At 53.8% G+C, this 11,853-nt stretch carries 7 protein-coding genes; all 7 read right to left on the minus strand.

The features are described 5' to 3' along the window. Window positions 1-354 precede the first annotated feature (354 nt). A complete protein-coding gene (locus J7392_RS23385; protein ID WP_209219718.1) occupies window positions 355-2,100 on the minus strand; it encodes a hypothetical protein in 1,746 nt (581 codons plus the stop codon). A gap of 44 nt (window positions 2,101-2,144) precedes the next feature. Further along, window positions 2,145-2,468 carry a helix-turn-helix transcriptional regulator gene (locus tag J7392_RS23390; protein ID WP_348540728.1) on the minus strand — a complete coding sequence of 108 codons (324 nt, stop codon included), beginning with the start codon at window positions 2,466-2,468 and terminating at the stop codon, window positions 2,145-2,147. Window positions 2,469-2,585: 117 nt separating this feature from the next. Next, a complete protein-coding gene (locus tag J7392_RS23395) occupies window positions 2,586-3,872 on the minus strand; it encodes an HlyD family type I secretion periplasmic adaptor subunit (RefSeq protein ID WP_209219720.1) in 1,287 nt (428 codons plus the stop codon). A 67-nt stretch (window positions 3,873-3,939) separates the two neighbouring features. After that, the gene (locus J7392_RS23400; protein ID WP_209219722.1) at window positions 3,940-5,658 is read right to left on the minus strand and encodes a type I secretion system permease/ATPase; all 1,719 of its coding nucleotides are present in this window, start codon (window positions 5,656-5,658) and stop codon (window positions 3,940-3,942) included. Window positions 5,659-5,879: 221 nt separating this feature from the next. After that, the gene (locus tag J7392_RS23405; RefSeq protein ID WP_209219724.1) at window positions 5,880-6,071 is read right to left on the minus strand and encodes a DUF6447 family protein; all 192 of its coding nucleotides are present in this window, start codon (window positions 6,069-6,071) and stop codon (window positions 5,880-5,882) included. 236 nt (window positions 6,072-6,307) lie between these two features. After that, entirely contained in the window at window positions 6,308-7,573 is a 1,266-nt protein-coding gene (locus J7392_RS23410) for a glycosyltransferase (RefSeq protein WP_209219726.1), read from the minus strand. Window positions 7,574-7,823: 250 nt separating this feature from the next. Continuing rightward, window positions 7,824-11,630, minus strand: a complete 3,807-nt coding sequence (locus J7392_RS23415; RefSeq protein WP_209219728.1) for a DUF4214 domain-containing protein — start codon at window positions 11,628-11,630, stop codon at window positions 7,824-7,826. Window positions 11,631-11,853 lie beyond the last annotated feature (223 nt).

The following is an 11,853-nucleotide window of genomic DNA, read 5'->3' on the forward strand; positions in this document are numbered from 1 at the left end:
GTCTACGGTCCCGGCGACGACAGCGTCATCGCATTCACACCGTTCGGTATCGAAAACCTGCGAGAGCTCATCGAAATGGACCGGCACAGCGCGCGCTGACCGCGTGCGGCCCACGCCGGATGCTTACCAAAGGGCTCGGCCATCGCGCCTAAAGCTGGGGCGCAAAATGCGGCGAGCAAACCAATTGCCAGTTTCCGCATGCTCCCCCCCCTGCTCTAGCGCCGACAACCGTTCAGATTAGAACGTATTCTGCCCCCACTCTTCTATAAGACGAGAGGCGAACTTGCTGTCAGAAAGCATCGCCTCAAACCCACAAGCCTGCCACGCACGGTTGGACCAAGCGTGTAGAGCCAATCAAGCTATCAGATCAAAAGCTTCAAAATCAGCCTTCAGCCCGATCGTGGAAATACGTCCGCCGTCATCCAAATCCCAGCTTTTCATATAGGTCAGGGAGCTATCTTGATGGAATGTGGCTTCATCAATAATCACCAATTCCGTTTCATAAGAGATCATCTGAACGTCCTCAGCGTTCTCCATCAAAAAGCTGATAAAGTCCCTTACAGATTGATCGTACTTCCCAAACTGGCCCTCAGGCTGGGTGGCTTTAGCCTCACTTTGGGCCGCGGTTTCTTCAAAGCCCGACAAATAGTCCTGCGCTGTGGCATTTGTGATGATGTCACCTGTGGTAGAGAAACCGTATTCCTTCAATACAGCCGCAACATCCGTAGGCAGAGAGTTTGGCAGCACATAACTGCTTTCGACTTGGATTTCCGGCATCTCGACCAGTAAGGCTTCCTCACTGTCGACAGTATCCTCGGGATCTGAACTCTCCCTAAGCGCCAACTCCTGAACTTCCTTTTTACCTTCTTTTTCAATCTGGTAAGACTTGTTCCTCATGTTGCTGAACACCTCGCTTCCTACTTCCAGCGCCAACAAAGGCGCTTTCAGCAGCTGCTCGGAAGTCAGCAAGCTAGCCGTAATGTCCATGGCCTGCATGAGTTCAGACACGATGGTCTCCACTTGGGAGTTCACAAGGCTGCTCGCAAAAAGATCGTAATCAAGCAGAGAGCTCCAGATCCCCTCTGCACCTTCACCAAAATCTTGTAGAATGTTCCAATCGGCACCAGAGATGCTGAGCAACATTGTTTCGAGAGACTTCTGGTCCGTTTCGTTGAGCTTGGTCTTCTCTACCGAAGTCCCCTTGGAGAGAATGTCTGCGCTCTGCATCATATTCCCGACAAACGGGTCGAGGCCATAGGTCAAGGCTAAGGCGCTGAGCCCCATACCCACATAATTGGCAGGCACCGTGAGGTTTACCGATTTCTCCGCATGATCCGGATCATGTCCAATGTTTGCCTCGGCAGCAAGTAATGTGCCTTCTTCCGCCAGAGAGAAGGACGCTAGCTCTGCTTCTTCGAGCAAAGCAGGCTCCATCAAAAGACCTGGCACAGCCCCCTCAGAAGAGCTCTCTTCTGTTAGGGGTGCGGCATTCATTTCATCTGTCTGCAGATAAATTGTCCAAATCAACGCGGCCAAGGCTGCGGCAGGATGCACCGTAACTTTGCGATCCTTTGCTTCTGCAAGCTGGATGATGTTCTGGCGCGCTCTAGACCTGTCCTCCTTGGTCACACCCAGTTGCTGGACATAGGCCTCAACAAGATCATTCAGGCTATGCCCTTTGACAACAGAGCTCTGACAAGCGCTGTCGAGCATATAAATCGTTCTAATCCGGCAAAGGTGAACAAAAACATCACCTTTGGGATCTAGAAAGACAAACCAAGGATCGCCCTCATCTGTAACGCCGCGGTCCGTACCGATCGTAAGATCTGCAAGGTTCAAAAGCCTATTGATACGGAACAAAGTCGCGAGCTCTTGATTGGTCCAATCATAGCTGCCCGCAGTTGGAGCATGATTTTTCCGACGAGGGGCTTGTCTTGCAACGCGCTTCTGGCGTGCCCCAAGCTGCATCAAGGGGTCGCCCTTGAATCTGTCAAACGACATTGCGCCATCAACAAGCGCGGACAGGGAGCAAGAGCTGCCTTCTGCCTGAGTATGCGCCTCATCCGTATTTTGGCGCGGGAATTTAATAATGTCCGACATAGGTGTGCCTCAAAGTACAAAGCAAACCGACCGGAGCTAGAAACTCAGTGGGCCTGCGCCTTCGTTCCAAATAAAATATCATGGGTAATCGGGTCATAATAAGACAGCAGGGTCTTTACGAATGACCTTGGCTCTTGGCCCAGAGCATTCGCCCATTCCACATACCGGCTGCTAGGTATCTTGCCGCGGCCATTCTCAAGCTGAGAAATGAACGTGTAATACTCGAGCGACAAAATATTCGCCAAGTCGCGCTGTGAGAGCCCCTGCGTCTCGCGGAGGCACTTCAACCACGCCCCCATTTCGCGACGCTGGTCTTGCGCATTTTTTCTTACACTTTCGCAATCAGCGAGCATGAGCTTGGCTTCCACATCTAGGATTCAATCAACACCCTTTAATATAGCACCATTTCCCTTGCTATATCAATGACGTTCAAAGAGCCCCTATGACCGCATTCCTCCTCTTATAACGTAGCGTAACGCTCCCCCTCACTCTTCCCGGAAGCTTTTTGAGACAGCTTCTGACAAGGGAGAAACGAGATAGTTCAGCACTGTTCGCTCCCCGGTTACAATAACGGCATCCCCTGGCATCCCCGGGGTCAGGTTGCCCTTAATACCTTCAGGGAGATTTGCTTCAGGAACATGAATGCGCGCTAAATAGTAAGGCAGATCATTGGGGTCCTTGGGGCTGATCACATCGCTTGAAACGGACTGTACGGTGCCAAATACGATTGGCATGAGCTTTGTTTTGAACGCACTGAGGCGCACTTCTGTCTCCATACCCGGCACAACGCTATCGATATCCACCGGTGCCACGCGGGCATCGATAACGAGATTCTCGTCCACCGGCACGATCTCCATCAACACTTCACCTGGCCTGACGACCGACCCGACAGTGGTTGCCTGTAGGTCTTGAACAGAACCCGATGTTGGCGCCCGGATAACAGTGCGGTCTAGCGTATCTTTGGCCACCAAAACACGCTCTGTTAGCTCTGAGATCTCAGCTTGCACGTCCTTCAGCTCAAGATTGGCACGCTCTCTATACTCTTGAACCAACTTAAGCAGGTTCAAGCGCGCCTCACCTGTCGCTCCTCTCACCTGAGAAGCCTCCGAGATGACCTCCCCCAAACTGGCTTCCGTCTCGATAAGGGTATCTTCCCGCTCAACCAAACGGTTGCTTTCAATGACGCCTTTTTGCTCGCCAGACTTCAACCTGTCTAAATGGGCCGTGCGCAGCGCAACCCTGCGCTCCATCGCACTTTTTTGCAGCTCGAGCCCCGTAATCTGTTCGTTCAATTGCTCCAAACGGTACTCTAGGATCTCCGTTTGGGAGAGCAGAATGGACCGGCGATCCTCAAATATCTGGCGCTGCGTACGCAATGCCTTCTGAACTCTCGGGTCTTCCGACTCCAAAAGGTCCTGTGGGAACTCAACGCTCTCCTGAGAGGTTTGCTCCGCGATCAGGCGCGCCTCGGTCGCCCGCGCCACATTCAGTCTTTGCATATGTAGGTTCAAATTCGACCGAGCTTCGACGCTCTCGAGGAGAATGAGGACATCCCCCTCTTTGACCTGATCCGCCTCTTTCACCCGAATTTCTCGGATGATCCCGCCATTCAAGTGCTGGACGACTTTTCGGTCCCCCTCCAAAGCAACTGTACCTGGCGCAACCACAGCACTGTCAATCACAGCTGTCGCGGCCCAACTCCCCAACCCGCCAAAGATCAGGAAAATAACCAGATACCCTAGACGGGCGTAAAATCGCGGAGAAGTCTTCATGATCCCACACTTCTTGCTTGCGTATGAAACAACGCGATACTCATCCTTGGCACAAAACTCTTACGCATTAAGCACCAATGTTCGTGACTTTGGCAGCGGCCTGTTGAGGTGCCGCTTCAGGCTGTTTGGGCTTCAAAAGGTCTTTTGTGGCCAGCATCTTTTGAACAGTGCCATTGCTCAACATGAGGGTTTTGTCGGACGTCGAGAGCAAGTTTGCTTTATGGGTAACCACCACGACGGTCTTACCAAGCGCTTTGAGCGCGAGCAGACATTCTGCCAGGGCATTCTCGCCTTCGCTGTCGAGGTTGGAGTTGGGCTCATCCAGAACAATCACACTTGGGGTGCGGAAAACCGCCCGTGCAAGCCCGATGCGCTGGCGCTGCCCGCCTGAGAGTTGTGCGCCGCCGTCGCCAATCTCCGTAGCGTACCCTTCTCGAAGACCCTGAATCATTTCATGCGCCCCGGCAAGCTGGGCCGCCGCAATGATCTCTTCATCCGTCGCATCTGTGGCAAAGCGCGCAATGTTCTCCGCCACCGTCCCAGAGAAAAGCTTAACCTCTTGAGCAAGATAGCCGATCGAGCCCCCCAGCTGATCCGGGTCCCAGTGGCTAAGCTCTGCCCCATCAAGCCGTACCGCGCCCGCCGCGGCGCCTGTTACGCCAACAAGCACACGCGCAAGCGTCGATTTGCCCGACCCGCTTGGTCCAATCACCGCAAGTACAGTGCCGGCCTCAATGTTAAAGCTAATACCTTTAAGAAGCGGCTCACGCGTCCCGGGCACTACAGTTGATACGCCTTCAAGTGACAACGCACCCTTTGCCGGTGGCTGTTCCAGCCGATCGGTCTCATCCAAGACGCTGTCGAAAAGCCGACCTAAGCGTTCATTCGCCTGGCGGGCGGAGATGAATTGCTTCCACTGCCCCACGGCTTGCTCGACCGGTGCCAGTGCCCGTCCCATAACGATCGAAGCTGCGATCATGATGCCGGGGGAGATCTGCTGGTTCATGGCAAGGTAAGCGCCCGTCCCCAAGATGGCGACCTGAAGACTCATGCGCACGAACTTGGAACAGGACATGATAAATCCAGCCCAATCGCTCGCTGAGGCTTGGCTGTTAAGCATCACTTCACGCTGCTTGAGCCAGCGGCCAGAAAGCTCTTTGCCCATGCCCATAGCTTGAATCACATCAGCATTCTGCAAAGCAGCGTTGGCGAAATGCGCAGACCCTTGGCCTGCGTTATTTGCCTCCTTCAAGGCAGATCGCGTCAGCAGCTCATTCAGCAACGCGAGCGTGAAGATAATGACCGCGCCTGTCGTTGCGACGATGCCAAGCCAGGGGTGGAAGGCAAAGCACAATGCGAGGAACAGAGGCGTCCAAGGGGCGTCAAAGAAGGCTAAAATGCCCTGACCGGTGATGAAATCACGCACTCGATCGGCATCGCCCAATGCTGTCCGCGCACCCCCATTTGGGTTGGCCAACTGCAGGCGAACCACTCTTGAGAACATTGGCCCAGAAAGCACCTCGTCAAATTCCAAACCGGCACGCACCAGCATTCTTGAGCGGATGAACTCCAATAGGCCGTAGGTGACGAGAAGCCCCACCGCCACGCTTGTGATCATAAGAAGCGTATACTCACTCCGGCTGGCGAGCACTCGATCGTAAATCTGCAGCATGTAGAGCGGACCCACGAACATCAGCAGGTTCACAAAAAAACTAAAGATAACCGTAGCCAATAGGATGGCACGGAACCTTCCATAGGCCTGTTTCAATGCATTTGGTGCCGACATGAAGCAGCTTTCCCTCAAATACGCGTAGTTAAATTTGGGCTCTCATCCTCAGTACAGTGGATGTCTTACCCTACGTCAAAAAACCTTCGTGTCATAGAAAAAATGGGCCGCATTATGGCCCACTTATAGGTCAACAAAGATGACCCAGCTGAACGCCGCAACATACGATATTCAGGCGAACTAAATTTTCGCCTGAATGTAGCCCGATCTAGTTGATCTTATTAGCTATCAGCAGGCAGCGCTTCTTTTAGAGCGCCAATGTAAGCTTGGCGCGCGGTTTGCGTGATCGCAATCTCACGCTGCAGCTTCTGCACCTGCTGCTCGCAAATTTGAACATTCGCAAGCTGCTGCTTGGCGTCATCGCTCAGATTATCTGAATCGTATTCACGCCCATCAATGGTAACTTTTGCCAAAACGGCCTCCCTCAATACAAAAATTATGTAATGATTTTGTAGGCGAAGCTCCGCTCAAGAGGAACCCCCAAGGCCAATATATAAAGGGAAAATTTGTATTTTTGGTAATTTTTACAGGTACGCTCGCATGGGTTCGCGCTATGCGCGAAGCAAGCCAATCTTAATTCGACAGATCAAGGTCCATACTATGAACTAGATGCAACCTACACGCGCCCCAGCATCATGCCCAATCTGATCTAAGAGGAGGTCGCCACAACAATATCTTGCGCCACATGCCTCCATGATCGCAGACCGACATGGCCTTGCGATATTTTAGCCTTTAGCTCGGAATAAAACTTTTTGTCCGAGCTTAGGCGCTCAACGAGCGCCGCAAGTGATTGAGGATCATCAGGGTCAAAATACTCAGCGAGATCACCACCGACTTCTCGTAGCGCCGGGACATCAGCCGCTATTCCTGGCGTTCCCATCCAAAGCGCTTCTCCAAGCGGAAGCCCCCATCCCTCCATAAAACTCGGGATCACGAGAGCCAGCGCGTTCTCATAAAGAAACGCCAACTCGGCTTGGTTGGGATCAAGCACAAACTCTATTTTATCTCGGATGGAAGCGTATTCAGGTCGATCCACATAGGCACATGTTCGTTTACGCTTTGCGCCAGCCAGGATCAGGTGAGGCACCGGGCGCCCGGCCTGCTCTAAAAGTAGCATTGCATTCACAAGGCATTCTAAGTTCTTCCGCCCCGTCATTACCCCCACCCCAAGCAGATAAGGCACGTCTGGCAGATCGAGACTGATAGGCTCATCCGCCTTGCGCAGTTCTTGGGCAAGCGGCACCGGTACGACTGGCGGCAAGGCGCACATGCGACCTGCCGTAGAGAACCTTTCAATTTCATCTTTGGTGAATACAGAGTTTGTCAGCAGCTTTTCGGCATGTTCAACAACGATGTGATTATCATGCGCAAAATTGCGCGCGAACATGCTTTGCCGCGGGTGCGCATATTCATGCAGTGGGATCATATCATGCAGCAAAGGGAAAAACCGCGGCCGAACTCCCGCCTCATCCATCGCCACAAGATAGTCAGACATCATTTTGGGCCGCCCCAATGACACCAGTATTTGCCCGTTGAGATCAACTTCGCGCACAGCGCCCGCCGGCACGGAGGCACGCCATCTTTTCAAGCTGAACATTTGAACAACTTTGCGCATCAATGGATGGAGCGCATCGCGCAACGCATGTCGCCCCGGATAGCTATAGCGAAATCGTAGAGGCTTTGCTTCTATTGGAAGGCCGACATCAAAGACGCCATTCGCCGAGGCGGCTCCGATACGCGGCGTGACCTCAAAAAAACGGTCATGCGCAGGTGAGAAGATGACGAAGTGGACGTCCGACTTCGACTGTGCCAACTCATATCCAACCTCTAGCACCGTACGGGCGATACCGTAGTACTTGAATTTAGAGCCAGCGGACAAAAACAACTCGGAAAGATCGTAATACACTGTCGCCATAGCTGCTCTCTATCATCCCTCGGAGTGTATAAATATCCCGTATATTTGCAGGGATGCCAGGTAAAGACAGTATACAGCCTTGCAAACTCCGACCACCAAGCTGGCACAAAACTAAAGAAATTGGCAAACACTGCGCGCTTTTCCACGCACAGTCGGAAGCGACAAATCGCACGAGGCCGACCCCAAGCAAAAAGCCCCCAGAAGGTCTGGGGGCTTTCCGTCGACAGGAAACCCTGCCCTATGATTTAGCTTACGCGAACGAGAAGTTCTCGTTGTTGAGGTCCGCCACAGCAACACCAATCAGGTCGATCTGGAAATCCAGGCCGGACGCTGCAGGATCGTTGGACGTGATCTCAATGTCCGCACCATTCTGAACAATGCTCAGATCAGCAAGACCAGTGATACCCAGACCGGAGACATCAAGGATCGACAGGTTGGACAGGCCGTTACCGGCTGTACCAAACGCATCGAAGCCGGTGATGGTCCAAACATCTGAGACATCCGCGACATCGCTTGTGAACTCATAGGTCACAATCGCATCATCGACACCAAGATCGGCTTCGGTGATGTTCGCGGACTGGTCGTTGAACTTGATGGTGACGTTACGGTCCAGAACAGCCTGGTCTTGGATATCGACGGTCATGGCCGCAACTTCACCCTCGTAGCCCGAGAAGTCGATCAGCGACAGCACGTTGGAGAGGTTGCCAGAGAATGCAACGGTATCAACCGCGGCACCGCCGCCATCTCCGCCACCGGTGATGTTCAATGTCCGAGCGAATACATCGGAGATATCATAACCACCGGCAGTATCGTCACGGTCATCACCATCCAACAGGTTCAGATCGAACACATAGTTGTTCACCCCTGTCGGCTGGTCATCATCCAAGTTCAGGTTGATGGTCCGGTAGTTCCCAACAAGGATTTCTGCACCACCTGCACTGAAGTCATTCAGGGCTTCAAAGGTTCCCGGATTGAGATCTTCAAAGTTCAGGTTCAACGCGTTGCTATTGTTGGCAGAACCGGCGATGAACTTCAGGTTATTGCCTTCAACCGTCAAACCATCGGTGTTGACGGTGATTTCTTCGTCACCGCTAGTATTGGTCATGGTCAAGTCGCCATTAAGGCGGTTGATCACATACTCTTCAACACCGCTTGCCGTTGCCGCATTGAACACACCTTGAGCATCAGCGAAGGGCGCATTGAACGGCGCACCGAACTGAATGGTCTCAAAGCCCGAGATGACAGCCCCGGCTGTAAGCGCACCGGAGAGCTGCAGTGTATCATTCGCACCTGCAGTACCGGTCACTTTGTCAGCACCCGCGTTGTTCAACACACCACCGTTGGTGGCCAGAACCAGATCACCAGTCAGACCAGAGCCGTCAATGGTTGCAGCCGCACCAGCCGTACCACCGGGGCCATCTGCATCCGCAAGAGCGTCCACAGCAATGGTCAGGTCCTGCGTCCCTTCCAGGGTCAATGTATTCAGCGCCGCGGCGTTGAACGATGTCACCTGGTTGGTGGTTTGAGCCCGACCGTTGGACTGGATTTCCAGTGCACTGACACCTGCTTCAGGATTGGTCACCGACAGGTTGTTGACGCTAAGCTGCCCATTGGTGCGCGCCGTGTTCTCCAGAACGACTGTCGCCGTAGCAACACCAACCTCATCCTGGATTTGATCCAGAGTGATTGCGTTGAAGTTTTGGTTGGCGTTGTTATTGGCGTTCGCGTTCAGCGTTTGGTTGCGGCCGGAAATGATGGCATCCGTGCCCTCATCCAGATTGCGCAATGTGGTGTTGTCACCAAGACCACCGTTACCATCAGTCGCGATGGCCACGGTCTCAAGGCCCATCATGTTGCCAGCGATGAAATCAAACACTGCTGTGTCAGTGGCGAAGTTTCCGCTGCCAGCGACAACCAGGTTCTCGACATTGGTAAAGGATTCCCAGGCACGCATGTTGCCTGCACCGTCCATGGTCCCATCAACGGAGGTGTTAACCTCTACTGTGTCAACGCCGCCTTCGCCATCAATGGAAATGCTGTCTTTCATGTCCATGCCGCGAAGGTTGAAACGGTCTTCACCGTCCCCGCCAATCAGGTCGAGCGTGAAATCAGCATCCGCTGCAACGTCGTTGGAGACAAACAGGCTGAGGTTCGAACCTGCATCACCCATGTGGTAGGTGAACTGCACCACGCCATTGTCGGGGTCGAGGTATTTGTCGAACACGTCGTTGCTAAGCAAATCTGCAGCAATCATGGTCTGACCGTCAAAGCCTTCGGCATTGAAAACGCGAACGTTCTGGAGACCAACGTTGCCGAAATTTGTGGTCAAACGACCGTCGGTGGTGGTTTCTTCGCCGCCGGCGTTGATTGTGCGGTTACCAATTTTCAGATCGCCAGTGTCCTGCGTGCCATCAGCATTGCCGCGGGTCACATTCACAACTTCAAGCTGCTCTTCCGCACCCACGTCACCACGGTTCAACGACCGCAGGGTGGAGATGTGGCTGTCGTCATCGACAACAACGTCCATCACCTCGATGCCGCGCTCACCGGACATGCCCGCGATGTTCACAGCGCCACCCCGAGACCCGTTGCCGGCGTCATCGAGATATACTGTGGTGCGTGTCGGCAGCATCTCAAGGTTCTCACCGACTTCCACGCGGTTGCGCACGTCGATGCCTGTGAAGCCCAGCAGAACAGCTGTCGCCGGGTCTGCATTCAATGCACCGCCTTCGCTGTCAGAGATGGTGAACACACCGTCGCCCACATGGGTCACGGTCAGGTTTTCCAGGCCAGCTGTCGCATCGACCTGGGCGGTCAAAGCTGCAGCGAGATCGTCCCATGTGTCGGCCGCGGTAATATCCGCAGATTCCAGCATGTACTCAGTGCCGTCCAACTCGAAGGTCACTTTGCCAACAGCAATGTTGGACAGCTCAGCACCGGGAACCAACACGTCTGCGTTAATTTCCTGGATGGTCAGCGTCAGGATGGATTCAGAATCCACGTCGCCTTCCAAGTAGTTGGCGTTGATGAAGGCTGTCAGACCGGCGTAAGGATCGGTCTCGTTCAGACCAAAGGCCGTATCCATCGGCTTAGAGCGAATGTCTTCGATCTGGATGTTGTTGCGGCTGTTGTCAGACCACCACTGCTCAACACCCATCATCTTCTCGGCGTCGATCTTGGAGCCGTTGAAGCCAGTGTCGATGTTGAGGGTCTGCTCACGCAGGTTCACAACTTCGATGCCGTTTGTTGTGGCAGAAATCGCCGGGCCAACAGGAATGGTGCCGGAAGTGGTCAGCGTCAGATCCGCGTTCAGCGTGTCCATGCCTTCGCCGCCGTCCAGCGAGTCGCCGGATTCGAAGGTGTTGGTCACAGCGCCCAGCTCGTTCTGCGCCAACGGTGCCGTGAACACATCATCGCCGGAGGTGCCGGTCAGATCATCAACGCCAACGGTCAGGACAGTGGAGCCAGCCGGTGTTTCACCGTAAGCGTCCACATAGGCATCGGTCTCGGCTTGACCTTCTGCAACGGATTCAGGTGTCGCATCCACACCATCGAGAACGCCTTTGGCAGAAGCTTCAGCGGCGGCGTTGATGCTGCCGTCTTCATTGAAGTAGGAGAAGCCAGGAATGTCGGCAGTCGACTGAACCCAATCGAGCGCAACGGCTGTTTTGTTGTTCAGGATGGTCAGGTCTTGACCAGCAGCGGAATCCTGGGCACCCGACTGGATGTCGATGATCATGCGACCAGCGGATTTGCCGCCAGCCAGTTCACCCACCCAGTACGCCAGGCCATCGGCATCGGGAGCACGGTTAAACAGGTTGAGGTAAACCGCTGTAATAAAGGCCTCTGGCGACGCCACTTGCGGGTTCGCCAAGAAAGGATAAAGGCCTGTCGCTTCGGGCTGAACCGAGAACGACTGCGCAATGTCCAGGTAGGACATGTTGGGGTTGTTATCTAGCTCATTGATCCAATAGTTGAGCCCCGTTGGGTTGGGGGCGCGATCAAAGTAGCCGATGTACAGCTGTACGATCTGATCGATTTGGGCTTGCGTAGCCATGGGTGAAATACCTCCAGAAATTTGTGAACCGCGTTCACTGCTCGATAAATGCCTCGGTCAACAACGTTGCCCTACAGGCACGACCGAACAGAGCCTTTGGCTCATAAATCATGGTATAACTTTAACTGTACACTTCGCGCAATAATAAACTGTATAGCAAAACTCATACCCCCATAGGTGGTGCCTTTGTCCTGGCGACCGAGAACACCCGCAGGGCGGCCTG

This window comes from Sulfitobacter sp. R18_1 (assembly GCF_017743915.1).
Classification (GTDB): domain Bacteria; phylum Pseudomonadota; class Alphaproteobacteria; order Rhodobacterales; family Rhodobacteraceae; genus Sulfitobacter; species Sulfitobacter faviae.